Annotated in this window: 17 protein-coding genes and 2 pseudogenes; 6 read left to right on the top strand and 13 right to left on the bottom strand. The window is 65.9% G+C overall.

Translation table 11 applies throughout. The features are described 5' to 3' along the window. Position 1 precedes the first annotated feature (1 nt). Together H5J25_RS21665 and H5J25_RS10650 are read left to right on the top strand one after the other, a co-directional pair. Positions 2 to 481: pseudogene (locus H5J25_RS21665) on the top strand (MlaA family lipoprotein); the annotation flags it as partial. A gap of 43 nt (positions 482 to 524) precedes the next feature. Continuing rightward, complete coding sequence (locus tag H5J25_RS10650) at positions 525 to 845, top strand: MlaA family lipoprotein (RefSeq protein ID WP_202096495.1); 321 nt, start codon at positions 525 to 527, stop codon at positions 843 to 845. An 11-nt stretch (positions 846 to 856) separates the two neighbouring features. Here H5J25_RS10650 and H5J25_RS10645 read toward each other — a convergent pair whose 3' ends face one another. The 11 genes from H5J25_RS10645 to H5J25_RS10595 all read right to left on the bottom strand — a co-directional run bounded on the left by H5J25_RS10645 (position 857) and on the right by H5J25_RS10595 (position 16,560). Then, on the bottom strand, positions 857 to 3,466 hold the full coding sequence (locus tag H5J25_RS10645) for an MMPL family transporter (protein WP_202090790.1): 2,610 nt from the start codon (positions 3,464 to 3,466) through the stop codon (positions 857 to 859). Then, positions 3,466 to 3,918, bottom strand: coding sequence for a DUF2141 domain-containing protein (locus H5J25_RS10640; RefSeq protein ID WP_202090789.1), 453 nt, complete (start codon positions 3,916 to 3,918; stop codon positions 3,466 to 3,468). Before H5J25_RS10640 ends, H5J25_RS10645 begins: the two co-directional genes overlap by 1 nt. Continuing rightward, positions 3,915 to 5,837: a 1-deoxy-D-xylulose-5-phosphate synthase gene (gene dxs / locus H5J25_RS10635; protein ID WP_202096301.1), complete on the bottom strand. Its 1,923-nt coding sequence runs from the start codon at positions 5,835 to 5,837 to the stop codon at positions 3,915 to 3,917. The genes H5J25_RS10640 and dxs overlap by 4 nt, the downstream gene beginning before the upstream one ends. Positions 5,838 to 5,949: 112 nt before the next feature. Further along, positions 5,950 to 7,053 (bottom strand): tetratricopeptide repeat protein, encoded by a 1,104-nt coding sequence (locus tag H5J25_RS10630; protein ID WP_202090788.1) that lies wholly within the window; start codon positions 7,051 to 7,053, stop codon positions 5,950 to 5,952. Positions 7,054 to 7,194: 141 nt separating this feature from the next. Further along, positions 7,195 to 8,946: a vWA domain-containing protein gene (locus H5J25_RS10625; protein ID WP_202090787.1), complete on the bottom strand. Its 1,752-nt coding sequence runs from the start codon at positions 8,944 to 8,946 to the stop codon at positions 7,195 to 7,197. A gap of 102 nt (positions 8,947 to 9,048) precedes the next feature. Further along, positions 9,049 to 9,579, bottom strand: a complete 531-nt coding sequence (locus tag H5J25_RS10620) for an RNA polymerase sigma factor (protein ID WP_202090786.1) — start codon at positions 9,577 to 9,579, stop codon at positions 9,049 to 9,051. 148 nt (positions 9,580 to 9,727) lie between these two features. Further along, on the bottom strand, positions 9,728 to 10,468 hold the full coding sequence (locus H5J25_RS10615; protein WP_202090784.1) for a 3'(2'),5'-bisphosphate nucleotidase CysQ: 741 nt from the start codon (positions 10,466 to 10,468) through the stop codon (positions 9,728 to 9,730). Further along, the gene (cysN, locus tag H5J25_RS10610) at positions 10,465 to 12,384 is read right to left on the bottom strand and encodes a sulfate adenylyltransferase subunit CysN (RefSeq protein WP_202096300.1); all 1,920 of its coding nucleotides are present in this window, start codon (positions 12,382 to 12,384) and stop codon (positions 10,465 to 10,467) included. Before cysN ends, H5J25_RS10615 begins: the two co-directional genes overlap by 4 nt. A gap of 136 nt (positions 12,385 to 12,520) precedes the next feature. Then, on the bottom strand, positions 12,521 to 13,468 hold the full coding sequence (gene cysD, locus H5J25_RS10605) for a sulfate adenylyltransferase subunit CysD (protein WP_202090782.1): 948 nt from the start codon (positions 13,466 to 13,468) through the stop codon (positions 12,521 to 12,523). Between the two features lie 57 nt (positions 13,469 to 13,525). Next, entirely contained in the window at positions 13,526 to 14,845 is a 1,320-nt protein-coding gene (locus tag H5J25_RS10600; protein ID WP_202090781.1) for a sigma-54-dependent transcriptional regulator, read from the bottom strand. Continuing rightward, complete coding sequence (locus H5J25_RS10595; RefSeq protein ID WP_202090780.1) at positions 14,842 to 16,560, bottom strand: sensor histidine kinase; 1,719 nt, start codon at positions 16,558 to 16,560, stop codon at positions 14,842 to 14,844. Before H5J25_RS10595 ends, H5J25_RS10600 begins: the two co-directional genes overlap by 4 nt. Positions 16,561 to 16,794: 234 nt before the next feature. Between H5J25_RS10595 and H5J25_RS10590 the strand changes: the two genes are divergently transcribed. From H5J25_RS10590 to H5J25_RS21660, 4 genes and pseudogenes are all read left to right on the top strand, one after another. Next, positions 16,795 to 18,132, top strand: coding sequence for a dicarboxylate/amino acid:cation symporter (locus tag H5J25_RS10590; RefSeq protein WP_202090779.1), 1,338 nt, complete (start codon positions 16,795 to 16,797; stop codon positions 18,130 to 18,132). Between the two features lie 65 nt (positions 18,133 to 18,197). Then, entirely contained in the window at positions 18,198 to 19,694 is a 1,497-nt protein-coding gene (locus H5J25_RS10585) for an alginate export family protein (protein WP_225883054.1), read from the top strand. Next, positions 19,673 to 21,334, top strand: a complete 1,662-nt coding sequence (locus tag H5J25_RS10580) for an NAD-dependent malic enzyme (RefSeq protein ID WP_225883514.1) — start codon at positions 19,673 to 19,675, stop codon at positions 21,332 to 21,334. The genes H5J25_RS10585 and H5J25_RS10580 overlap by 22 nt, the downstream gene beginning before the upstream one ends. A gap of 99 nt (positions 21,335 to 21,433) precedes the next feature. Then, positions 21,434 to 21,861: pseudogene (locus H5J25_RS21660) on the top strand (tautomerase family protein). An 80-nt stretch (positions 21,862 to 21,941) separates the two neighbouring features. Here H5J25_RS21660 and H5J25_RS10565 read toward each other — a convergent pair. Continuing rightward, positions 21,942 to 22,808 (bottom strand): tyrosine-protein phosphatase, encoded by an 867-nt coding sequence (locus H5J25_RS10565; protein WP_202090776.1) that lies wholly within the window; start codon positions 22,806 to 22,808, stop codon positions 21,942 to 21,944. Positions 22,809 to 22,834: 26 nt separating this feature from the next. Then, positions 22,835 to 25,504, bottom strand: a complete 2,670-nt coding sequence (locus tag H5J25_RS10560; RefSeq protein ID WP_225883053.1) for a TonB-dependent receptor — start codon at positions 25,502 to 25,504, stop codon at positions 22,835 to 22,837. Positions 25,505 to 25,657: the final 153 nt, after the last annotated feature.

Raw genomic sequence — 25,657 nt, 5'->3', positions numbered from 1 at the left:
CATGCCGCCCGGACAGGCGGTCGCGACGGCGCCGGTCGCGGCGGAATCCGATGTCGCGCCGGTCGTGACCGTGGAACCGGAACGTCCTAAAGGCGACCCGCTGGAGGCGTTCAACCGGCGGATGTTCGCGCGCCAGCAGAGTTTCGACAAGGCGTTGTTCCGCCCCGCCGCAATGGGGTACAAGCAGGTCATGCCCAAGCCGGTGCGCAGCGGGCTGCGGCGGTTCTTCAGCAATTTGAGCGAACCGATCGTCTTCCTGAACTATATGCTGCAGTTGAAACCGGGCAAGGCGGTCGAGACGCTGGTGCGGTTTTCCGTCAACTCGACGCTGGGGTTCGGCGGGCTGGTGGATATCGCGAGGCTGCCTGGCATCGGGTTGCCGCGGCGGGACAATGGGTTCGGCAATACGCTCGGTTTCTACGGTGTCGGGCCGGGGCCGTATCTGTTCCTGCCCTTCGTCGGGCCGACCAGCGTGCGCGACCTGATCGGCGGGCAGGGGGGACGGACTGGTCCTGCCGCTGGCCGTGGGCAAGCCATTCGACCGGCTGGAATATCAGATCCCGCGGGGCGTCGTGACCGGGCTCGACCTGCGGGCGGAATCGGACGCGGAGTTGCGCGCGCTGTTCGATGGCGCGGTCGATCCCTATGCGACGTTGCGGTCCGCCTATCAGCAGAGCCGGCAGGGCGAGATCGATGCGCTGCACGGCGGGGCGCGGAACTCGGCGCCGCGGGAGTTGGAGGACGATCTGGCCGATCCGGCGGGGGCCGATGCCGCGGCCGGGGAGCCGGCTTCCACGGAGCTTGCCGATCCGCTTGTCGATCCGGCGACTGTTCCCAAGCCCTGATCCGGGGCCGGTCAGGGTTTGTCGCGGCGGCTGCGTTGCGGCGGGCCGAGCAGGGCAGGTTCGAAGATCAACGCGCAGACCAGGGTCCAGGCCAGCGAGATCATCAGGATCTTGCCCATGCTCGCGGTGCCGGGGTGATGCGACAGCCATAGGCTGCCGAACGCCGTTCCGGTGGCGAGCGCGCTGAACAGGACGGCCCGCGCGAGGCTTGATTGCAACAGGTCGGTCGCGCCGTCGCGCCACGCCATGACGAAATAGATGTGGAACGCGACGCCGACGCCGAACAGCAAGGGCAGCGCGATGATGTTGGCGAAGTTGATCGGCTGACCGATGACGACGCAGGTGCCGAGCGTCAGGAAGATCGAGAGGATGACGGGGGCGAGCGTGAAGGCGACCTCCCTGATGTTGCGCAGTACGGCGAGCAACAGGAGGCTGACGAGCGCGAAGGCGATGATCCCCGCCTGCACGAACGCGCCTGCGATCGTCGCCGCCGCCGCTTGTGTGGCGACGGGCAGGCCGGAGACGTTCGGGGTGACGGTCGCGACTGCCGCGCGGAAGCGTGCCATTACCTTGTTGTCGTTGGCATTGCCGGCGGGGAAGACCTCCAGCCGGTAGCGGCCGTCGGGCGTGCGCCAGTCGCGGGCAAGGTCGGCGGGGATCGTGTCGCGTGTGACGGGCGCGGCCTGCAGCATCAGACGGATCTGGCCGAGCATGATATCGAGGGGGCGGGCCAGCATCGTCTCGACCGCCAGCCTTTGCGCCGGCCTACCGGTCGCGAGGCGGTCGAATGCGCGCGACAGGGCGCGGGCTTCGAGCGATCCCGGCCCGGGGTGGGCTGTGGCGGCGCTCGCCAGCTTTGCCGCAGTGGTGCCCAGGGCGGCGATGCGCGCGGGATCGTCGGGCGCTGGCGCGAGATCGAAGGGGTTTATCGCGACGTCGAGCAGGAGCGCGGCATCGCCGATCGCTTCCAGCTTGGGTGACTGGTCCTGCGGCACGAAGCTGTCGAGGGAGACGACCTGCTTTACCTCGGGCAGCGCCGACAGGCGGCGGGCGAGCGTAACTGCCTCCGTATGGTTCGGGGCGAGCACCGCGATCGTGTTAGGCGTGCGATCCGGATCGCGGGTCAGGTCCGTCAGCGTACGCATCGCCGGGCTTTCCGGATCGCGCAGGTCGAGCGGGTTGAAGTCGAACGAGACCCAGGGCAGCAGCGCGATGCTGAGCGCCATCGATCCTGCGAACGCCCACAGGATCGCGCGGCGGCGGCGCTCCAGCCAGCGGTCGAACGGTGCCATCGCGGCGAACCCGACCTCGCGGCGCGGCGCTGCGGGACGGAGGATCATCAGCAGGGCGGGGAGCAAAGTGACGCTGAGGCCGAGCGCGATGACCATGCCGATCCCGGCGATGACGCCGAGTTCAGCGATGCCGATATAGGCGGTCGGCAGGAACGCGCCGAAGCCGAGAAAGACTGCACCTGCCGCAAGCAGGAGGGGCAGGCCAAGCGCGACCGCGCTGCGGTCCAGCCCCTGCGCGAGCGATGCGCCGCCGACGCGCTCGGCGTTGAACCGCACGCAGATCTGCACGCCGAAATCGACGCCCAATCCGACGAACAGCGGGATAAACGTGATCGATATGAGGTTAAGGCGCCCGACCGCGAGCAGCCCCGCCGCCAGCGTTACGATCAGCCCTATCGCGATCGTCAGGATGATCGCGAGGACGAGCTTTGCCGATCGCGTGGCGAACCACAGGGTCAGCAGCATCGCGGCCAGCATGACGCCGGCGACGAGTCCGATATTGTCCTGCAACGTCGCAAATTCCTCGTCGGACAGCGGGACGTCGCCGGTCAGGCGAACGCGCACGCCGTGCGCCGCGTCCAGTTGCAGCGTGCGGGCGGCGGCGTGGATGGCGGCGCGTGCCGTCTCGCCGGGCATCAGCGATCCATAATCGAGCACCGGCCGGATGAGGATCAAGCGGCGGGTCGGCGGGGCGAGGGTGGATCCATTTCCCGAGAGGAGCTTTTGCCACGAAAAGAAAGTGGGCTTGCCGGAAAGCGATCCGTCCGTCGCATCGGCGAGCGCGCGCATCGGGGCCTGGAGATCGGCTAGGCTTGCCTGACCCGCATCGACTCCGTCGATCATCGTGGAGATCGCCTGCGTGACGCCGACGAGCGAGGGATCTGCGGCAAGTGGGCCGAGCAGGGGCTGCGCTTTCACCAGCGCGTCCAGCGCCTCGCGCACGTCCGCCTCGGACCCGAACAGCAAGCCTTGGCGGGCGAGGAAGTCGCCGCCATCGGGCCGGCGCACCGCGCGGAAATGCCTGCGGTCGGCGGCGAAGGTCGCGGCCAGGCGTGCCGCGCCGTCCTCCGCCAGTTCGGGCGTGCGGCCATCCACGACGACGACCATTGCGTCGCGTAACTGCGGGAAGGCGTCGTCCATCGCGCGTTCGTGGCGCCGCCAGTCGACGTCGGGGGAGATCAGTTCGGCGGTGTCGGTCGTCATCTCGAAATGCGACGCGATGAACAGCAGGGAGAGCAGGGCGATGGCCAGCGCGAGGATCAACGTGACGAACGGGCGCGCAATGCTGGCCGCCGTGGCGCGCGTCACGATCGACCCGAGCGACGGCATCACGTGTTCGACGGACCCGACGCCCCGAGGAAATAGCGCATTTGCAGCGCGATCGCCTGTTCCCCGCCCGAATATACGAAGTTCGCCGCCGCCCATTTCGGTGGGCCGAGCCTGATCGGCGCGTCGTTGGAGAAGCCTACGCCTTCCTTCGGCACGCCGAACAAGGCGCGGTCGACCTTGCCGTTGCGATTCTCGTCATGGAAGGCCTGCACGGCGTAGCGGCCGGCAGGCACGTTCTGCGCGACGACCACGGTCGTTCCGGCGCGCGCGGGCGCGGGGGCGGTGTAGGGGCACGTGTCCTTCAGGAAATCTCCCTGCGGGCAGACGTCGATGCGCAGGACGCCGCGATCGTCGCGGACGTTCCCGATCTGGACGGCCAATGTCGCGACGGGGAGGGGCGCAGCGCCGATCAGGATCGACGCGAGCGCACCGGCCACCGTCGCGCGCTTCATGCAGACGCCTCCACGACGCCGGTGGCGTTATGGCGGAGCGCGGTGAGGACGGTATCGACGATGGCATCGGCATCGAGCCGGGCGGCGGCATATTGCAGCTCGGGCTTGTCCTGATCCTGGAACAGGTCGGGCAGGCGCATCGTGCGCAGCTTCAGCCCGCCATCGATCAGCCCCTCGTCCGAGGCCAGCGTCAACACGTGCGCGCCAAGGCCGCCGACCGAGCCTTCCTCGATCGTCACGGCGACCTCGTGGGTCGTCAGCAGGCGGCGGATCATCGCTTCGTCCAGCGGTTTCGCGAAGCGCAGGTCGGCGACCGTCGTGCTGAGCCCCTTGGCATCCAGCGCATCGGCGGCCTTCAGCGCCTCGGCGAGGCGCGTGCCGAGCGACAGGATCGCGACCTTCTTGCCCTCGCGCACGATTCGGCCCTTGCCGATCTCGAGCAGTTCGGGCGTCTCGGGCAGCGCGACGCCCGTACCGTTGCCGCGCGGATAGCGCACCGCGATCGGCCCGCTGTCATGCTGCACGCAGGTGTGCGTCATGTGCACCAGTTCCGCCTCGTCCGCCGCCGCCATGACGACGAAGTTCGGGAGCGTGGCAAGATAGGTCACGTCGAACGACCCGGCATGCGTCGCGCCGTCCGCGCCGACGAGCCCTGCGCGGTCGATCGCGAAGCGCACGGGCAGGTTCTGGATCGCGACGTCGTGGACGACCTGATCGTAAGCACGTTGCAGGAAGGTCGAGTAGATCGCGCAGAACGGCCGCATGCCCTGCGCCGCAAGGCCCGCCGCGAACGTCACCGCATGCTGTTCGGCGATGCCGACATCGAAGAAGCGATCGGGATAGGCCTTAGCAAACGCATCCAGCCCTGTGCCCGAGGGCATGGCGGCGGTGATCGCGACGATGCGATCGTCGCTCGCGGCCTCGCTGGTGAGCGCTGCGCCGAACACGTTCTGATATTGCGGCGGTCCGGGCGGTGCTTTCGCCTGTGCCCCCGTGATCACGTCGAACTTCTGCACGCCGTGATACTTGTCCGCCGCGGCTTCCGCCGGGCCGTAGCCCTTGCCCTTCTTGGTCACGACATGGACCAGGATCGGGCCGTCCGCTGCATCGCGAACATTCTCCAGCACCGGGATCAGATGATCGAGATTGTGGCCGTCGATCGGGCCGACATAATAGAAGCCCAGTTCCTCGAACAAGGTGCCGCCGGTTGCCATGCCGCGGGCATATTCCTCCGCCTTTTCAGCGGCATTGTGGACCAGCCTGGGCAGCTTGCGCGTGACCTTCTTGGCGAAGTTGCGCAGGCCCAGATACTCGCTGGAGGACACCATCCGCGCGAGATAGGCCGACAGCCCGCCGACCGGCGGCGCGATCGACATGTCGTTGTCGTTCAGGATCACGACCAGCCGGTTGCCCGCCGCGCGCGCATTGTTCATCGCCTCATAGGCCATGCCCGCCGACATCGCGCCGTCGCCGATCACCGCGATCCCCTTGCCGGGCCGGTCGCTCAATTTATTGGCGACGGCAAAACCCAGCGCCGCCGAGATCGAGGTCGAGGAATGCGCCGCGCCGAACGGATCATACTCGCTCTCGCTGCGCTTGGTGAAGCCGGACAGGCCCCCGCCGGTGCGCAACGTACGGATCCGGTCGCGCCGGCCGGTCAGGATCTTGTGCGGATAGCATTGGTGCCCGACGTCCCACACCAGTTTGTCGCGCGGCGTATCGAAGACGTAGTGGATCGCCACCGTCAGTTCGACCACGCCCAGACCCGAGCCCAGATGACCCCCCGTCACGCCGACCGCTGAAATCGTTTCCGATCGAAGCTCGTCCGCCAACTGACGCAATTGCGCAGGCGCGAGACGCCGCAAATCGGCGGGGTCGGAAACTGTATCTAGCAACGGCGTATCGAAATCGGCATTCATCAAGGTCTGGACTCCTTGGGCAGGAGCCTAGCCCAAACCGGTCGTCAGGCAAGATTATTTGCCGATTACAGCCCCGTTATCCGGCCGATGACGCCATTATTGCAGGCCGTTTTCAATCCCGATCCACGATCGCATCATATTGCGAGTCGAGTTCGACCGCACGTTCCCCGTCCCGTTCGGCAAGCCGCCGATCGCCCGTTTCACTGGCGACGACGGCGCGATGATAACGGTAGCGCGCGACGTTTGGGGCCAGACGCACCGCCTGGTCCAGGTCGTCCAGCGCGCGCGCCGGTTCGCCCTTGCGGCGATACGCGAGCGCGCGGTTGAGATAGGCGGCGGGGTCGCGAGGGGCGATCGCGATGGCGCGCCCGAAGGCGGCGATCGCGTCGTCGGTCTCGCCATCCCATGCCAACGAAAGGCCCTCCGTCAGGACGGGTGCCGCGCGGGCATCGCGGGCCACGCGCTTGCGGCACCGCGCCGCGTCTTGGGCGGGATCGTCCACCGTGCACGCATTCCAGTCACCGCGCCGGCTGGCCGGGGACGACCGGACGCGTGAACCGGTGACGACGATGTCGTTATCGTCCGCCTGCGATACCCGCTTAGCATCGGATCGCGACATTGCCATCGGGGCGGGCGCTTCAGCGACGTGCGGCGGCGGAGGAGGTGGTGGCGGGGGTGGCGGAGGTGGCGGTGGAGGAGGAGGTGGTGGAGGCGGCGGCGGCGCAAAGGCGGGGGCGGGCCTGCCTTGTTCGAGCGCGGCCGATCTGGAAGGGGTGTCAGGCCGATCGAGGACGGGCTCGTTCGCCGGCTCACCCGTGGGCGCGGCAGGTTCCGCGCGCTTTGGAACAGTGTCGGCGTCAGGAGCGGAAGGCGGCGTTACGCCGAACCTGTCGCCCACCCGCTGCCCGGCCGCTTCGACCGGAGATGTCGTCCGCGTCGTGTCCGCTGCAGGCCGGACGTCCTCCGTCGGCGCGAGACCCAGATCGCGCGACATGAAGACCGGCACGCCCAACGTGACGACCAATGCTATACCGGCCAGCGCGGCGATTTGCGGGCGACCGATACGGCCCCGGGACGGTCGCGGTGCTTCGGCAGTCGGGCGATCGGGCAACCCTTCGAACCGCCGCATGGCCGCCTGGATCGCGGCATCCCGCGCGGCGGGGCGGGGCGGGGGCGGGGGTGGCAGGGCCGCGGCGATGTCGTCGTCATGCGCCATCAGCGCTTCCCCGCGATCCGGAACGGCGTTGCGCACGAGGGGAGACGAAGCGGCATGGACCGACCTTATAGCTCTAATTCCGATCGGGTCGATTGCCCGATGACGGGGCGGGCGGCAGAACCGCACCGCCCCGTGGCACGGTCATTCGCCGGTCGGTGACATCGAACGGGCGGATTTCGCCGCACGGACGAGCTGGATGAATTCAGACCGGTAGCCGAACGGGTCGTCGCCACGTGCGGCGAGTGCGATCTTCAGCACGTCGTCATAGGTCATCGCGCCGTTGTAGCGGCCGCCACGCAGGAGTTCGGCGAAGGCCGCGACGCTGGCCGCGAAGCGTGCATCCTGCGGCGCATCCTCGAAGCGCGCCGCCTCCGCCCGACGATCGATCGGCGTGGAAATCAGTCGGCTGGTATCGGATTTCGGCAGTTTGTAGCGGATCTTCACGAAGCCGTACTCGGTCGCGCTGGACTGTACCGGGGCGGCGGGTTTGGCGTAGCGCAGATCGCCGACCGCACGCGGCCCGCCGACGGGGACGATCTCGTACAGCGCCGTGACGGTCTGACCCGATCCGACATCGCCGGCATCGACCTTGTCATTGTCGAAATCGTCGCGGTTCAGCAGGCGGGTTTCGTACCCGATCAGGCGATATTCGGCGACCGTCGCGGGATTGAATTCGACCTGGATCTTCACGTCCTTCGCGATCGGGAAGAGCGTCGAGCTTGCTTCCTCGACCAAAGCCTTCCGCGCCTCTCCGATCGTATCGATATAGGCGGCGGCGCCGTTGCCGTTCTGTGCCAGCGCCTGCATCAGCGCATCGTTGTAATTGCCCATGCCGAAGCCGAGTACCGACAGGAACACGCCCTTGCCGCGCTGGCGCTCGACATAGCCTTTCAACTCGTCCTGATTGCTGATCCCGATGTTGAAATCGCCATCCGTTGCCAGGATCACGCGATTGACGCCTTCGGGGTCGAAGTTCGCCTCCGCCAGCGCATAGGCTTGCCGGATACCCTCTGCGCCGGCGGTTCCGCCGCCTGCGCCGAGACCGTCGATCACCGCCCGAATGCGCGCCTTGTCGCTGGCGCGGGTGGGGGCGAGCGCGGTGCCGGCATAGCCCGCATAGGTGACGATCGCGACGCTGTCGTCAGCGCTCAACTGATCAAGCAGCATCGTCAGCGATCGTTTGACCAGAGGCAGTTTGTCGTCGGCATTCATCGATCCCGACGTGTCGATCAGGAAGACGAGATTGGCGCGGGGGCGGGTGGCGCGCTTGATCTCATAACCCTTGATGCCGATGCGAACGAGCTTGCGCCCCGCCGTCCACGGGCTCGGCATGACCGCAACGTTGCTGGCGAAGGGCTGGCCGATCGTGGCGGGGGCGGCATAATCGTAGGGGAAATAGTTGATCATTTCCTCGGTGCGCACCGCGGCGGGTTGCGGCAGGACGTTGCGGTTCAGCGACGCCCGCGTGAAGGCGTAGGATGCGGTGTCGACGTCTATCGAGAAGGTCGAGACGGGTTCCTCGCGCACGACCTTGAACGGATTTTGCGCGACGGCGGTGAACTTGTCGCGGCCGACGTCCTTGTATTGCTGTCGGGTTCGGGGATCGACCTGCGGGGAGGCCATGATCGGGGGAGGAGCGAACATCATTCCGGGGGCGGGCGGCGGAGGCGGCGGGGGTGGCGGCGGCGGGGGTGGGGCACCGGGATAGGCTTGCTCCAGCCGGCTTCGCACCGCGATGGCCGGCGAAGCGTTTCTGGCGCCTGTCACGATGATATCGTTGCTCTCGGCGGCGGCCGGGGTTGCGTTCGGGGCTATGTCGATCGGGGGCTTGCCGCAGGACGCGACGAGCAGGGCGGCGATGCCGATGGTGGCCGTAGTGCGAAGGCAGGACATGGTTTTCTCCCGGAACAGCGGCGCGAGATCGTCCGCATATTCACTGGGACGCGCCGGGCCGGGATATCCTTGGAAGATTCTTTCGAACTTTTTTGGGGGAGGTCAGAGGCCGCCGATCATTCGTCGGACCTCGTGCATGCGCCAGGAAATCGTCGCCTCCGCCACGCCCAGTATCTCGCCCGCCTCGGCATGCGTCAGTTGCTGGCCCGCGACGAGGATCGCGGCGTCGCGATACGCCGGTTTCAGCCGGGCGATCGCGCCGTTCAGCCATGCGGCGTCATAGGCGTCGCGGCCATCGGGCACTGGCGCCAGGCCGACCAGGACCGCGAGGCGATCGGTAAAGCCGGCGAATGCGCGGCGGCGGCGGCGATGATCGCGGGTCGCGTTGAAGACGATGCTGCACATCCACGTCGTGAACTTCGCTTCGCCGCGGAAGCCGTGGATCTTTTCCACCAGCGTGCAACAGACATCCTGCGCGATATCGTCGGCATCGGATCGCGATCCGGTCAGTTGCCAGGCGAGCCCGTGGATGCGGTCGTAGTGGCGGGCGAGAAGGGTTCCGAATGCGGCGCGATCACCGTCTGTGGCGGCGGCGACCAATTGCGCGTCGGTCCGGGCGGCGGGGTCGTCCATCGTTCAGGCGATGTGCCGACGTGACGCGGGCCGCCGCTGGCCACAGCGGCCGCGGCCGAATCCGGTTGTTGAAGTCGCCGCGCCCGCCACCGGCGCTTTGTGCATCATCGGCGGCCGGGATGCCATCGTCGTGCCGATGGACGAGGATTCAGGCGGGCATCTCACGCACCAGCCGAAGGACCGCGTCGGCGAGTTCGGGTCGGCAGATCAGCAGATCGGGCAGGTACGGATCGGCGCAATTGTAGACCAAGGGCGCGCCATCGACGCGGCTGACGTGCAGCCCGGCGGCCTGGGCGACGGCGATCGGGGCGCAATTGTCCCATTCGTATTGGCCGCCGGTGTGGAGATAGATGTCCGCTTCGCCGCGAACGACCGCCATCGCCTTCGCGCCGGCCGAGCCCATCGGGACCAAAGTCGCGGCGAGCGCTTCGGCGACGTACAGGGCCTCGCGGGCCGGCCGCGTGCGGCTGACGAGCATGCGGAGCGGATCGCCCGCGGGCGACAACGGCGTCGGCGTGCCGGACGTCAGCGTCAGGCCGAGCGCGGGCAGCGCGACCGCGCCGACCGTCGCGAAGCCGTCTATCGCCAGCGCGACGTGCACCGCCCAGTCGGCGCGCCCCTCGCCATATTCGCGCGTGCCATCCAGCGGGTCGACGATCCAGGCGCGGCTGACCGAGCAGCGGCGCGGATCGTCCTTTTCCTCTTCGGACAGGATCGCGTCGGCAGGGCGGGCCGCGCGCAACGCCTGCATCAGGAAGGCGTTCGCCTTATGGTCGCCGGCCTTCCCCAGCTCCTTGCCGGACAGGTTGCCGGCCGTCTGAAGCTGCAGCAGGATCGCGCCCGCTTCCGTCGCGAGGCGCGCTGCGAGCGTGTCGTCGCATTCGCTCATTTCAGCGGCATAATTTGACGGACGATGAATTCAGCGGCTTCGGCCGGCGTCATCGCGACGGTGTTGACGCGGATTTCAGGATGCTCCGGCGGCTCGTACGGGCTGTCGATGCCGGTGAAGTTCTTCAGGTCGCCGGCGCGCGCCTTTTTATACAAGCCTTTCACGTCGCGTGCTTCGGCGACGTGCAGCGGCGTATCGACAAAGATCTCGATGAATTCCCCCTGTGGCAGCATCGCGCGGATCATGTCACGTTCGGCGCGGAAGGGCGAGATGAAGGCGGTCAGCACGATCAGTCCGGCATCGGCCATCAGCTTCGCCACCTCCCCGACGCGGCGGATATTCTCGATCCGGTCCGCCTCGGTAAAGCCGAGATCCTTGTTCAGCCCGTGACGGACATTGTCGCCGTCGAGCAGGAAGGTGTGGCGGTTCATCAGGTTCAGCGTCTTCTCCACCTCGTTCGCGATGGTCGATTTGCCCGATCCGGACAGGCCGGTGAACCACAGGACGCGCGGTTTCTGGTTCTTGAGGCTGGCATGCGCCTCGCGTCCGATATCGGTCGCCTGCCAGTGCACGTTCTGCGCCCGCCGCAAGCTGAAGTGCAGCATGCCGGCGGCGACTGTCGCGTTGGTGATCTTGTCGATCAGGATGAACCCGCCGAGCGTGCGGTTGTCGGCATAGGGTTCGAATACGATCGGGCGGTCGGTGGTGATCTCCGCGACGCCAATCGCGTTCAGGTCCAGCGTCTTGGCCGCCAGATGTTCCATCGTGTTGACGTTGATCTGGTATTTCGGCTCCTGCACCGTCGCTGATACGGTCTGGGTGCCGAGCTTCAGCCAATAGGCGCGGCCGACGACGAGCGGATCGTCGTCCATCCAGACGATCGTCGTTTCGAACTGGTCCGCGGTTTCCGGCGGGGCGTCCGCGGCGCCGATGACCGACCCACGCGAACAATCGATCTCGTCTTCGAAAGATAGCGTGACGGACTGCCCCGCGACCGCTTCCTTCAGGTCGCCGCCGAGCGTCGTGATGCGGCTGATCGTGCTGGTCTTGCCGCCGGGCAGCACGCGGATCGCGTCGCCCGGTTTCACCGACCCGCTCGCGATCTGACCGGAGAAACCGCGGAAATCCAGGTTGGGCCGGTTCACCCATTGCACGCCCATGCGGAACGGCTTCGCCTGATCCTCGTCTACGCCGATCTCGACGGTTTCGAGATGCTCCATCAGCGTCGGGCCGGAATACCACGGCATCGCATCGGATTTGAGCGAGATGTTGTCGCCCCGGAAGCCGGAGATCGGCAAGGCGGTGAAGTCGGTAATCCCGATGCTGCGAGCGAAACCGGTATAATCGGCGAGGATCGCGTCGTAGGTCGCCTGATCGTAGCTGACCAAATCCATCTTGTTGATCGCGAGCACGATGTTCCGGATGCCGATCAGATGCGCCAGATAGGAGTGGCGGCGCGTCTGGGTCAGTACGCCCTTGCGCGCGTCGATCAGGATCACCGCAAGATCGGCGGTTGATGCGCCGGTGATCATGTTGCGGGTATATTGTTCGTGGCCGGGCGTGTCGGCGACGATGAACTTGCGCTTTTCGGTCGAGAAGAAGCGATAGGCGACGTCGATCGTGATGCCCTGTTCGCGCTCCGCCGCAAGGCCGTCGACCAGCAGGGCGAAGTCGATCTCGCCGCCCTGCGTGCCGACGCGCTTGCTATCCGCCTCCAGCGCTGCAAGCTGATCCTCGAAGATCATCTTGGAATCGTACAGGAGCCGGCCGATCAGCGTGGACTTGCCGTCATCGACCGAGCCGCAGGTGATGAAGCGCAGCATCGTCTTGTGCTGATGCTTTGCGAGGTAGGTGTCGATGTCCTCCGCGATGAGCGCTTCTGTCTGGTAGGCGGAAGTTTGAATCTCGGCGACCATCATACTGACCTCGTCATTCCCGCGAAGGCGGGAATCCATAAGCGTGACCTGTCATCGCGGGCGCAGGGACTATGGATCCCCGCCTTCGCGGGGATTACGGGGGAGGGTGGGAGGATGACCGTAGGAGGTGCGAACATCAGAAATAGCCCTCCTGCTTTTTCTTCTCCATTCCGGCGCCGCCTGCATCCTTGTCGATCGCGCGACCCTGTCGTTCGCTGGTCGTCGTCAGCAGCGTTTCCTGGATGATCTCGGACAGGGTGGCGGCGGTGCTTTCGACCGCGCCGGTGAGCGGATAGCAACCGAGCGTGCGGAAGCGGATCGAGCGTTCGACCGGTACTTCGCCCGGTGCCAGCGGGAAGCGGTCGTCGTCGACCATCAGCAGCATGCCGTCGCGCTCCACCGTCGGGCGCTTGCCGGCGAAATAAAGCGGCACGATCGGCACGTCGTTCAACTGGATATATTGCCAGACGTCGAGTTCGGTCCAGTTGCTGATCGGGAAGACGCGGATGCTCTCGCCCTTCGACTTGCGGGCATTGTAGAGGTTCCAGAGTTCCGGGCGCTGCTTCTTCGGATCCCAGCCGTGGTTTGCAGTGCGGAACGAGAAGATGCGCTCCTTCGCGCGGCTCTTCTCCTCGTCGCGGCGCGCGCCGCCGAACGCAGCGTCGAAACCGTATTTGTCGAGCGCCTGCTTCAGGCCTTCCGTCTTCCACATATCGGTGTGCAGCGCGCCGTGGTCGAACGGATTGATGCCGCGTTCGATCGCTTCCGGGTTCTGATAGACGAGCAACTCCATCCCGGCATCGCGCGCCGCGCGCTCGCGCAGATCGTACATGGCGCGAAACTTCCAGGTGGTATCGACATGCAGCAGCGGGAAGGGCGGGGGAGACGGGTAGAAGGCCTTGCGCGCGAGATGCAGCATGACGGCGGAATCCTTGCCGACCGAATACAGCATCACAGGCTTTTCTGCCTCCGCGACCACCTCACGCATGATGTGGATCGCTTCGGCCTCCAGCCGTTCGAGATGAGTCAATGTTCGCGTCATGATTCCGGTGTCTCCGGCGCGCTGACTGCCCCGAACGCGCATGCCGGGCAATCAAGGCATTCTTCGGCGGGGGAACGCGCTGCTTTCACGGTCATGGGTTCAACCCCTGGCGGTGCGACGGCGAATGGCGTCGAGGTCGATCCCGTGCCGCTTGATCTTGTAGTAGAAGGTCTTGCGCGGAATGCCGAGCGCGGCGATCGCCTGCGCGGCATCGCCGGACAGCCTTTCCAGCGTTTCGACGATGATCTGGCGTTCGAATGACATCACCTGATCGGGTAGTGGTGTTTGACCGGTTTGCGATCCGGCATCGACCGTATCGGCATCCAGGCCCAGGACGAGGCGGTCCGCGAAATGCGCCAGTTCGCGGACGTTGCCGGGCCAGTCGTGCTGCGTCAGGTGCCGGTGGGTCGATGCGGTCAGCGCGGGGATAGGGCGGCGACGGCGACCTGCGGCAAGATCGATCAGATGTGCGAACAGCATGGGCACGTCCTCCCGCCGTTCGCGCAAAGGCGGCATGCGCAGGCGGACCGCGGCGAGACGGTAGAACAAGGCGGGCACGATCGCGTCGGCGCTACGCTGCGCCTCCTCCTGACCCGTGGCGATGATGCGCAGGTCGAGCGGGATGGCGTCGCGCGACTGCGGCACGCGCAGCGCGCGATCCTCGATCACCGTGCTGAGTCGCGCCTGAAGCGGATGCGAGGCGCGGTCGATATCGTCGAGGAACACCGTGCCGCGATTGGCGGCGGCGATGCCGTTCGACGCGCTGTTAGAGAAGAGTTCGGTATCGATTAACGCATCGGGCAAGGCGGCGCAGGCGACGGACAGGAAACGATGGCGGCCGCGCTTGCCCGCGCGGTGGATTTCGCGGGCGAGCAATTCCTTGCCGGTGCCCGTTTCGCCTTCGATGAACAGGTCGATATCCGCATCCGCCAGAACCGGGACCATTTCGCGCAGGCGGCGGATCGCCGGCGATGCGCCGATCAACGCCGCGGTCTCGTCCAATGCGGCAAGCGATCGCAGTCGCCGGTTTTCGAGCGTCAGTCCGCGCGCGGTGGCGGCGCGGGCGACGGCGGCGACCAGTGCCTCCGGGTCGAAGGGTTTGGACAGGAAATCCCACGCGCCGTTGCGCAGCGCATCGACCGCCATCTGGACGTCGCCATGCCCGGTGACGAGGATGACGGGCAGCGTCGCATCGGCATCGCGCAGGGCGTTGAACAGGTCGATTCCCGACAGTCCGGGCATCCGCACGTCCGTGACGACGACGCCTTCATAGGCGTCGTTCAACGCGGCGAGCGCGGGCGCGGCCGCGGGGAACGCATCGACGGTATAGCCCGCAAGCGACAGCAGTTGCGCCGTGGATGCGCGGAGATCGTCGTCATCCTCCACCAGCGCCACGCGCAGGGTTTCGCCACCAGTCATGCGCGTTTCATCTCGATTTCGAATGTTGCGCCGGTTTGGCCGGGCGCGAGCCGCAGCGCTCCGCCGAGATCGACCATGATGTCCTGTGCGATGACGAGACCGAGGCCGAGACCGGTGGCGCGGCTCGTCACGAACGGTGTGAAGAGGCGCGCGGCGACATCGGGTGCGATGCCCGGGCCGTTATCGGTGATGTGCAACGTCACCGTCTCGTCCCCGACGGTCAAGGCTATCCGTATCGTCTGTTCGGACTGCCCCTCTATCGCTTCGGTGGCGTTCTGCAGCACGTTGACCAGAACCTGTTCCAGCCGCACGCGTCCGGCCATGACGTTCAGGTCGGGCGGAATGACCGGCATCGTCATCGCGACGCGGGACAGGCGCTCCTTCAGGATCAGTCTCGCGCCTTCGATCACTTCGCACAACGGCACGGGCTGGATCGCGCCGGTGCCTTTTCGCGCGAAGCCGCGCAGTTCGGCGGTGACCGTGCCGATCCGCGCGGTCAGACGGGCGATAGCGCGCAGGTTTTCGCGAACGTCGTCCAGTGCGCCGCGATCGAGCAGCTGTTCGCTGGTCGCGGCATAGGTGCGGATCGCCGCGACGGGTTGTGCGGTTTCGTGCGCGACGCTGGCGGTGATCTGCCCCAGCGCGGCGAGCCGGTTGGCCTGACGCAACCCCTCGCGCAGATCGGCGGCACGCGCCTCCAGTGCGGCGCGTTCGTTCATCTCGCGGCGCAGGTCGGCGGTGCGTTCCACGACCGCCGCCTCCAGCGCGCTGGTACGTTCGCGGCGTCTGCGCGCCTGCGTCCGGGCGAGCCAGACGAGACCGCACAGCACTGCAGCACCAAGGCCGGCGGCGATCTGTGCCGTTCGGATCGCGGTGTCGATCGCGGGGCCATCGGGCTGCGCGACGGTCACCGTCCAGCCGAGGGTGTCCGGCGCGGTTGAGCCGAGCGTCAGCGTGTCGCGGCTGCCCGTCGTGCGCGCCCGGGCCGGCGCGATCCTGTCGATGGGAGAGGGGCCGAAGGCGGCGATCCCGACTTCCGATCGCAAGGCGGCCGCGCGTTGGGCGGGGATCGGGGCGGTCGCGGCGAAACGCCATGCCGGGCGGCTGGCGATCAGCACGACGCCGTCGCCGTTGCTCGCCCAGGTCAGGCCGCCCGCCGCCGCCCATTGTCGCTCGAGGCGGTCGAACTCCAGCTTCACGACGATCACCCCGCCGTTCGGGCTGCGGCGGCTTAGGTACAGACCGGGCCGGCCGCTGACCGTCCCGAGCGCGAATTGCTGACCGGAGCCGGTGCGGACGGCATCGTTGTAATAAGGCCGGAAGCGATAATCCCGGCCGACGAAGCTGCGCGGTGTGTGCCAGTTGTTTGCTGCGATGGCACGCCCGTCCGGCCCGATCGCATAGATGGCGGCGGCGCCGATATCGCGCGCGAGCCGCTCCAGCTTCAGGTCGAGCGCGTGCGTGGCGCCGGGTGCCTTACGCAGCGCGGCGGCCAGATCGCTGTCGCCGGACAAAGCGAGCGGGAGCAGTCGGAAACGGGCGATCTCGCTGGCGAGCAGGCCCTGGCGCAGCCGTGCGTCGGCGGCGATCGATGCGGCGAGATCGGTGCGGGTGCGTCGTTCGACTGCCCACCCCGCGCCCCAGGCCGCGATCACGCAGAAGAGCGTCGTCGCCAGCACGGGTGCGATTCGTCGCCAGCCGGACGTTGGTATCATCCAGCAGCGATACCGGGCTTGAACCAAGTGGGCAAGTTTCTGCCCAGATCCGATTCGTCTCGTGTCGAAGTCAGGACACGAGATTGGGCTCGCGACCGGGGATGCGACGGATATCCTACAATAATCCAGGAATTCGTTTTTCTGGATTGTCCGCGGATATCCTGCGGCGATGATCGATCATTGCCTGACCGTCGTGAGAACGAAGCAGGCGTCCGAGAGGATGAAAGGCCCATGATGACGATAACCACCCACTCCAGCGACCAGATCAAGGCTCCCGCCGACAAGCCGTGGTACAGGCAATTGTACCTGCAAGTGCTCGTCGCGATCACCGCCGGCGTCCTGCTCGGGCACTTCTATCCGTCCATCGGCGAGTCGATGAAGCCGATCGGCGATGCCTTCATCAAGCTGGTGAAGATGATCATCGCGCCGGTGATCTTCCTGACCATCGTCACCGGGATCGCAGGCATGCGGGATCTCGCGTCGGTCGGTCGCGTGGCCGGCAAGGCTTTCGCCTATTTCCTGTTCTTCTCGACGCTGGCCCTGATCGTCGGGCTCGTCGTCGCCAACGTCGTGCAGCCGGGCGCGGGACTGAACATCGATCCCGCGACGCTGGATACCAGCAAGATCACGGAATATGCCGAAAAGGCGCATGAGACGACGCTCACGGGGTTCCTGACCGGGATCATACCGGACACGTTCCTGTCCGCGCTGACGCAGGGCAACATCCTGCAGGTGCTGTTCGTCGCGATCCTGTTCGGCGTCAGCCTGGCGATGATCGGCGATCGCGGGACGAAGGTCCTCAACGTCCTGAACGATATTTCGATCGCCTTTTTCAAGCTGGTCGGCATCGTCATGAAGGCGGCGCCCATCGGTGCATTCGGGGCGATGGCGTTCACCATCGGCAAATACGGTGTCGGCACGCTCGCGAACCTCGCGATGCTGGTCGGGACGTTCTACCTCACGTCTTTGCTCTTCGTCGTGGTCATCCTGGGCGTGGTCGCGAAACTGGCCGGCTTCTCGATCTTCCGCCTCATCGCCTATCTGAAGGCCGAATTGCTGCTCGTCCTAGGCACGTCGTCGTCGGAAAGCGCGCTGCCCAGCCTGATCGAAAAGATGGAACGCGCCGGCTGCCCGAAGTCGATCGTCGGTCTGGTCGTGCCGACCGGGTATTCGTTCAATTTGGACGGCACCAACATCTATATGACGCTGGCCGCATTGTTCATCGCGCAGGCATGCAATGTCGACCTCACGCTTGGCCAGCAATTGCTGCTGCTGGGCGTCGCGATGCTGTCGTCCAAGGGCGCAGCGGGCGTCACGGGGGCGGGGTTCATCACGCTCGCGGCGACGCTGTCGATCGTGCCGTCCGTCCCGGTCGCAGGCATGGCGTTGATCCTGGGCGTCGACCGCTTCATGAGCGAATGCCGCAGCCTGACCAACTTCATCGGCAACGCGGTCGCGACCGTGGTCGTCTCCCGCTGGGAAGGTGCGCTGGACAAGGAACAGTTCGATGCGGCGCTGGCTGGCAAGCTGCCCCCGGCCGAAGAATTGCCCGAGGGTGTCGTCGCCGCCTGATCCCTGCATGACCCGTCGCCGGCCGGCGTGCTGACGCTGCGGCCGGCAACCTCAAACACGAAAGTATGTCTATGTTGACTTGCTCGTGGCGCACCGCGTGCGCCGCCGCCCTTGCGCTCGTCCCCGCGACAGGCGCATTCGCCCAGAATACCGGCCCAAAGGAAGCCGCCAATCCCAGCCAGGCGGCACCGGTCTCGGAAGCCTATCCGGTGGAGGCGATCGGCGACGGTGTTACCTCCGGCGGCTATAACCAGTCGCGTTGGGCGGAGGACTGGACCCGCTATCGCAACCCGGCCAAGCGCGACGACCCGATCGACAGGCTGAAGTTCATCCCGATAGCTGCCGATGGCGATGTCTATCTGACGCTGTCCGGCGAACTGCGTTTGCGCGTCAACCAGACGACCAACCCGAACCTGCTCAACAGCGAGGCGCAGCGGCAGGACATCAACCGCATCGTCGGCGGCGCCGACCTGCATCTCGGCAAGCACATCCGCGTGTTCGGCGAACTGGCGCATGGCGGCCTTGCCGGGCGCAACCTGGGCACGCCGGCGGCGACGCTGCGTAACGATCTGGTCGTGCAGCAATCGTTCGTCGACGTCACCGGAACCGTATCTGGCGTCGATCTCGGCGTGCGCTATGGCCGCCAGACTTTCGCGGACGGCCCCAATCTGATGGTGGTACCGCGCGACAACAACACGATCTTCTTCGTCTATAACGGCACGCGCGCATGGGCACGGGGCAAGACGTTGCGCGCGGATGTGTTCGATTTCCGCACGACCCGTCTCGGCTTCGGCGGCACAGGAGACGATGTCACCGACCAGGCCCGCCGGTTTTCCGGCATCTCGGCGGGCGTTGTCCTGCCGAAAAGCTTCCTTGGCGGGTCGAAACTGTTTGTCGATCCGTTCCTGTGGCGGTTGCGCAATACCGCGGCCGTCTGGGGCCCCCGCACCGGCCGCGAAGTGCGTGATTTCTACGGCCTGCACGTCTGGGGCGATGCCGGGCCGGTCAATCTCGACTGGACGATCAACCATCAGGGCGGCAGCTATGACGGCCGCAAGATCGACGCCTGGCTGATCCTGCTCGCGCAGAATTACAAGCTCGGCAAGTCGAAGACCGCGCCACGCGTTGGCTTCCACGCCGATTATGCCAGCGGCGGCGGAGCGTACGGGACGGGTACTTTGCGCAACGCGCTCGCGCCCTTCGGCAACAACATCTATTACAGCTATCAATTGTTCGCCACGCCGACCAACCTGATCGCATTCGCGCCCAACGTGACGTTCTCGCCGCTGAAGGCCGTGCGGGTCAGCGCGGAATACCAGTTGTCTTGGCGCGATACGACCAGCGACGCAGTGTACCGCGCCAACGGCACCGCATTCGCTCGGACACAGAACGTCGCCGGCCGCAAGATCGCGGATACCGCACGATTACAGGCAGTCTGGTCGATCTCGCCGCGGATCAGCGTCACCGGTCGCTACGAGCATCTGATGGCCGGGCCGGCGCTGACCAATGCGGGTTACAAAAGCTCCGACTTCCTCGCGGGCTGGGTCAGCCTGCGCTTCTGATACGAAGGATATCCAGCATTTCCCCCGCTCTCCACGCCGCCGCGCGCGCGCTGCTTGCCGATCCGCTGACCAACAAGGGAACGGCCTTTACCGAGGCCGAGCGCGACCGCCTGGGGCTGCACGGGCTGTTGCCACCGCATGTCGGGACGCTGGACAGCCAGATCGCGCGGCGGCGGCGTGCGCTGGAACGGCAGCCTGACGATTTCCACCGGTACGCCTTCCTGCGGGAATTGCAGGATTCGAACGAGGTGCTGTTCCACGCGTTGGTGCAGAGCGACCTGCCACGGATGTTGCCCCTGGTGTACACGCCGACGGTCGGAGAGGGATGCGAGCGGTTCAGCGAGATCTGGCGGCGCCCGCGCGGCCTGTTCCTCAGCTGGCCCAATCGCAATCGCATCGCCGACATCCTCGCCGATCCGGCGCTCGACCGGGTGAAGGTGATTGTGGTGAGCGACGGCGAACGGATCCTGGGGCTGGGCGATCAGGGTGCCGGCGGGATGGGAATCCCGATAGGGAAGCTGGCGCTGTATACGGCCTGTGCGGGCTTCCACCCGGCCGAAGTGCTGCCGATCCTGCTGGATGTCGGCACCGATAATGCGGCGCGGCGCGACGATCCGCTTTACGTCGGATGGCGCAACCCGCGCATCCGCGGCGACGATTACGATGCTTTCGTCGAAGCTTTCGTAACGGCGGTCGCGGAACGGTTTCCCAAGGCGCTGTTGCAGTGGGAGGATTTCGCCGGACACAATGCGTATCGGCTACTAGACCGGTATCGCGACCGGTTGCTGAGCTTCAACGACGATATCCAGGGCACGGCGACGACGGCGGTCGGCACGCTGCTGGCGGCGATCCGGCGGACCGGCGAGACGCTTGCGGACCAACGCATCGTGCTGTTCGGGGCAGGCGCGGCGGGGACGGGGATTGCTGACTTGCTTGTTCGCGTGATGATCGCCGACGGACAGGATGAGGCGGCTGCGCGCGGACGCATCTGGGCCGTCGATCGCGACGGCCTGATCGTGCAGGGCATGAACGCGCTGACGACGCAGCAGGCCGCATTCGCCCGGGATGCCGGCGACGTCGCGAGCTGGGGGAATGCCGGACCGCACATTTCGCTCGCGACGACTGTCGCCAGCGTTCGCCCGACCGTTCTGATCGGGGCATCGGGGCAGCATGATGCGTTCGACGAGCAGGTGATCCGCAGCATGGCTGCCGCCACGCCGCAGCCGATCATCTTCCCGCTGTCCAACCCCGTCTCGCGGGCGGAGGCATCGCCCGCCGATCTGATCGCCTGGACCGAAGGGCGTGCCCTGATCGGAACGGGCAGCCCGTTCGGCGTCGCCGGCGTGACGCAGGTCAACAACGTCTATGTCTTCCCCGGCATCGGGCTGGGGGCGCTGGCCGTGGGCGCAACGAGGATCACCGACGGCATGTTCATGGCCGCCGCGCGCGAACTGGGCACGCTGGACGAGTCCGGTGCCGGGCCGCTCTTGCCGCCAATCGACGATCTGCGTCCGGTCGCGATCCGCATCGCCGAGGTAGTGGCGCGGGAGGCGATCGCGGACGGTGTGGTTCCGGAACTGCCGACCGAGCCGATCCCCGATCTGGTGCGGCAGGACTTGTGGGATGCAACCTACGCCTGACGGCACAGCCCCGCTTGATTACATTACGACCATCATTTAACATCCCTGCCGGACGGACTTGCAACGGCAAGTTCGCGATATGGGGATGGGGATTGGACGATGCCGCTGTGGAAAGTCTATCATCCGGTCGGCGCGTTCGCGGCCGATGACAAGCGGGCGCTCGCGGAACGGATCATGGCGCTCTATTCCAAACACATGCCCGCTTTCTATGTCGGCGTGATCTTCGAGGAGGTGGCCGCGGCCTCCTTCTATATCGGCGGAAATCGCATGACCGCTTCGTCCGGATCTGGATCGATCACATCGCGCGCGAATTCCCCAACGACAAATATGCGCGCCGCTTCGTCGATGTGGTGAACGACACGCTTGCCCCGTTCGTCACGGCGCAGGGCTATGATTGGGAATTCCATATCGACGATACGCCGTTCGAATTGTGGTCGATCCAGGGGCATTTCCCGCCGACCCAGGGTAGCGCGGACGAGGCGCGCTGGATGGCCGAGAACAAGGCGTCGCCACGAACGCACGATTGAGCGTGCCGTGGGGCGTTCCATGGTGAAGGAGCGACCAGCAGGAACGCCGCCGACCGGGCGGTCGGCGGCGTGGCGCTGCATCAGTCCCGGGTTAGATATCGCGCGCGCAAAGTCCGGATCGCGGCGGCATCGAGGTGCAATTGGTCGCGCAGATATCCGTCGAAACCGCCGGGCTGAGCTCGCATCGTCGCGAAGGCCGCATCGAGGTATCGGCGATCGACACCAATCAGCTTTTTCAACGCGTCGGCCGGGAGGTTTTTCATGAAGGCGCTGGTCTTGTCGTCGGCGGCGGTACCGCTCGCGCCCTTGCGCGGGTCGTAATAGCGGTTGGATAAAAGATAATCTTCCATCACCGTCGCGCGGGGCACGCCGAGCACCGTCAGCACCAGCGCAGCGGCGATGCCCGTGCGATCCTTCCCCGCCGAACAGTTGAAGGCGAGCGGAACGCGGCCGGCGACGAGTTCGGCGAACATCCGGCGATACTGGCTGGCGAAGCGTATCGGCATCTTCGAATAGGCCTCGGTCATCACATCGGCCGCCTGTGCGCCGGTGAGGTTCGGGCGCATCAATCCCGCGAAATCCCGGTCCATGCTATAATCGTCGGCGAAGACCGCCGGTTTGTTCTTGTCGGGCCAGCGGACCGGTGCCGCGTCGCGCTCGCTCGTGGAACGGAAGTCGCAGACGGTGCGGATGCCGCGCGCTTCCAACTGCGCGAAATCGGCATCGGTCAAGCCGTTCATTGCGCCGGAACGGTACAGTACGCGCCATTTCACTTGCCGGCCGTCGGTCGTGCGATAACCGCCAAGATCCCGGAAATTCTGACCGCCCTCCAGCGTCAGGACGCGCTGATGCTGGGTGGCGGCCGGGCCTTGCTTGGCAATGGCGACGGTCGCAAATGGCGTGGACATGACGAGCAGGGCCGCCGCCAGTCGAAAATGATGATGCATATCTCTATCCTTCGGTCGAATTTAGATCAGAAGTTGAAGCGGATGCCGCCCATATATCGGCGACCGATCTGCTCGACCTCGGTCGGGCGACCTTCGTTGCCCTGATAGGCCGAGTAGACCGCGTTCGTGAGGTTGCTCAGGTCGGCATAAAGCGAGACGTTCGGCGTCACGGCATAGCGGATCGCCACGTCGACATTGTCGTATCCGGCGCGATATTCGTCGCTGCTACCGCCAAGTCCGAGGCCACCCAGTGTATCGAGCCAGCGGGTACGGTGCTGGTAGCTGACCCGCGCGGACAGGCCGAACTTCTCGTAATACAGCGAGGCGTTGGCGATGCGGTTCGACGTACCCGGAAAGCGGATGTCCTTGCGTTCGACGGTGTCGAAGCTGCCGCCGATCAACGTCAGATTCCCCTGGAAGCCGAAACCATCGAGCAGTCCCGGCAGGAAAGTGAAGCGCTGCTGATAGTTGAATTCGACGCCGTAGAGGCGACCGCTTCGGCCGTTGAAGGTCGAGGACAGGAGATAGCCCGAACGGTCGACGCCGCTGGAATCGAAGGCATTGCTGCCGACGCGTTGGGTGCTGGCATACAGGACATTGTCGACCCAGCGGTGAAACCCGGCGATCGAGAGAATGCCGCTGCCCGGCAGGTAATATTCCAGGCTGCCGTCGATCCCCCAGGTATATTCCGGGCGCAACGTCGGGTTGCCGCCACCGATCTGCCCCGGCGAGGCCGTGTCGTCGATCGACGATCCGACGCGCACCTCGCCGAACGATGGGCGCGCGATCCCGCGCTGTCCCGCGATACGGAAAACGAGGCGATCGGTAAGGTCGAACCGGCTGTTCACGCTGGGAAACAGATCGGTATAGGTCTGCCCGACCGACAGAGGCGCCAGCGCGCCGCCGGCCAATGTCGCGGTGCCGCGATTGTCGAGGTCGAACCGTTCGACGCGCAAGCCCGCTACGACCTGTCCTCCGTCGAACTTCAGCTTTGCCATGCCATAGCCTGCGAGCAGCCGCTCACCCAACGCATACCGGTTGCTGGCGGGCACGTCGCGCGCGGTGTCGTAGATTCCGAGCGTCTGCAAGCGCGCGAGGATCGTATCGACGTCGCGACGCATGCTTTTATTGTCGATGTTCTTGAGGGTGAAGCCGAGCGGGAAGCCGGTGTCCCAGTTCTGGTCGGTGACATAACGGTTGATGTCGAAGCTTAGCCCCGAACCCGCGGGGAAGCTGGCGAGATTGACGACATTGGCGGTGGCGAAGGTGAAGCCGGTGATCGTCCGGTCGCTATACAGGCCGCCCGCCGACAGCGTGACCGCGCCGAGCTCCTGCGACATATCGAGCTTCATCGTATAGCTGTCGGTGAAGCTGTCCTGCCGACCGATGATCGCGATGGGCGCGGCGAGCGTCCGCTGGTCGAACCCGGACAAGGCGCTGCCCCGCGAAGGCACCGTGCCGGCGACTGTCCCGAACAGCTGTACGACGGGCAAACGCGGGTCGCTGAAGTCGTAGGTGAGCGACGGCGATGCCGCTGTCGGCGTGCTTGCCTGGATGAGCGGCAGATGGGTCGTATTCTCGGTGCGGGTATAGTTCATCGCGACCGCGACCTTAAAGCCGTTCTTGTCATCCAGTTCGCCACCGATCGTGTTGATATAGTTCCGGGTGCGATACTGGCCGTCGTTGAACGTGCCCCGCACCGGAACCCGTACGAGAGCGCCGCCCGTCAGGTTGCGCGTGCCCGACGACGCCCGGTCGAGGCGCAGTTCGTACTGGTTGCGTTGCTCGTCGTCGTTGAAATCGGTGTAGATCGCCTTCGCCCACATGCGCTGGCCGTCGATCGGCTCGAACTCCAGCCCGGCGAACAAGCCGTTATTCTCGCGCACCAGTCGATAGCTGCGGATATCGAGTTCGGTCGGACCAAACTGCGTGTCGGCGGCATTGGTCGGTTCGTCGTACAATCCGACCTCGCGATTGTCGGTCACCTGATGGCGGCGATAGTGCGAGCCACCGACCACGACGCCGAACACGTCGTTGGACCAGCTTGCCCGCAGCGATCCCTGGCGCTGCTCACCACCGCCAAGTGCCATGATACCATAGCCGAGGTCCCCCTGAACATTCAGCCCCTTCTCGCTCATCGGCGAATAGGTGCGCAGATCGATATTGGCGACGATCGCCTCCGCCTGAAGGTCTGACGTCAGCGACTTGTTGATGGCGAGGCTGCTGAGCAGAACGGCCGGGATCGCATCGAAGCGATACGCGCGGGTGGTGCCCCCTTCGTCAACGCCGATGACCGGCACGTTGTCGATGCTGACCGAGGTCCAGCGGTTGGGTGCGCCGCGAACCTGGATATAGCGTTCCTGCCCCTGATCGCGCTGTACCGCGACTGCGGGCAGGCGGGCGAGCGCCGCCGCACTGTTCTGGTCGGGAAAGCGTCCGACGGCATCGGCAGCGGCGATATCTACCAGATTGTCCGCCATCCGCTTCTGCATGATCGACGAGCGCTGTGCCTCGACGATCGATCCCGTAACGACGATCTCGTCGCCACCGGGCGGATCCACCGGATCGGATGCGGGGGCGGCGACGGCTGCGTCGCCTGCGGTCGATTGCTGCGCGCGAGCGGGCATCGCCATGCTGGCGGCGATCGCGGCGGCGATGGCGATACGGGACGCGATCGTGGTGTTGAAGATTATCATGTGGAAGCCCCCTTGGATGTCGTTGTCGGGGCCGCCTAGAACGCTTGTATTGCGCTTTACCGTCAATTCCGCGTCACTTCAATGACGCGGACATTTGCTTACCCGGTATTCTGCGCTGGTATGGAAGGGTGATCCGTACCTTAACGATCTGAT

The organism is Sphingomonas aliaeris (genome assembly GCF_016743815.1).
Taxonomy (GTDB): Bacteria; Pseudomonadota; Alphaproteobacteria; order Sphingomonadales; family Sphingomonadaceae; genus Sphingomonas; species Sphingomonas aliaeris.
This window is presented reverse-complemented; position numbering and strand designations above follow the sequence as displayed.

Excerpts from the sequence above, each read along its gene's own strand:
- H5J25_RS10645 (WP_202090790.1), bottom strand. The coding sequence starts at position 3,466 with ATGCCGTCGCTCGGGTCGATCGTGACGCGCGCCACGGCGGCCAGCATT.
- H5J25_RS10640 (WP_202090789.1), bottom strand. The coding sequence starts at position 3,918 with ATGAAGCGCGCGACGGTGGCCGGTGCGCTCGCGTCGATCCTGATCGGC.
- dxs (WP_202096301.1), bottom strand. The coding sequence starts at position 5,837 with ATGAATGCCGATTTCGATACGCCGTTGCTAGATACAGTTTCCGACCCC.
- H5J25_RS10630 (WP_202090788.1), bottom strand. The coding sequence starts at position 7,053 with ATGGCGCATGACGACGACATCGCCGCGGCCCTGCCACCCCCGCCCCCG.
- H5J25_RS10625 (WP_202090787.1), bottom strand. The coding sequence starts at position 8,946 with ATGTCCTGCCTTCGCACTACGGCCACCATCGGCATCGCCGCCCTGCTC.
- H5J25_RS10620 (WP_202090786.1), bottom strand. The coding sequence starts at position 9,579 with ATGGACGACCCCGCCGCCCGGACCGACGCGCAATTGGTCGCCGCCGCC.
- H5J25_RS10615 (WP_202090784.1), bottom strand. The coding sequence starts at position 10,468 with ATGAGCGAATGCGACGACACGCTCGCAGCGCGCCTCGCGACGGAAGCG.
- cysN (WP_202096300.1), bottom strand. The coding sequence starts at position 12,384 with ATGGTCGCCGAGATTCAAACTTCCGCCTACCAGACAGAAGCGCTCATC.
- cysD (WP_202090782.1), bottom strand. The coding sequence starts at position 13,468 with ATGCGCGTTCGGGGCAGTCAGCGCGCCGGAGACACCGGAATCATGACG.
- H5J25_RS10600 (WP_202090781.1), bottom strand. The coding sequence starts at position 14,845 with ATGACTGGTGGCGAAACCCTGCGCGTGGCGCTGGTGGAGGATGACGAC.
- H5J25_RS10595 (WP_202090780.1), bottom strand. The coding sequence starts at position 16,560 with ATGATACCAACGTCCGGCTGGCGACGAATCGCACCCGTGCTGGCGACG.
- H5J25_RS10590 (WP_202090779.1), top strand. The coding sequence starts at position 16,795 with ATGACGATAACCACCCACTCCAGCGACCAGATCAAGGCTCCCGCCGAC.
- H5J25_RS10585 (WP_225883054.1), top strand. The coding sequence starts at position 18,198 with ATGTCTATGTTGACTTGCTCGTGGCGCACCGCGTGCGCCGCCGCCCTT.
- H5J25_RS10565 (WP_202090776.1), bottom strand. The coding sequence starts at position 22,808 with ATGCATCATCATTTTCGACTGGCGGCGGCCCTGCTCGTCATGTCCACG.
- H5J25_RS10560 (WP_225883053.1), bottom strand. The coding sequence starts at position 25,504 with ATGATAATCTTCAACACCACGATCGCGTCCCGTATCGCCATCGCCGCC.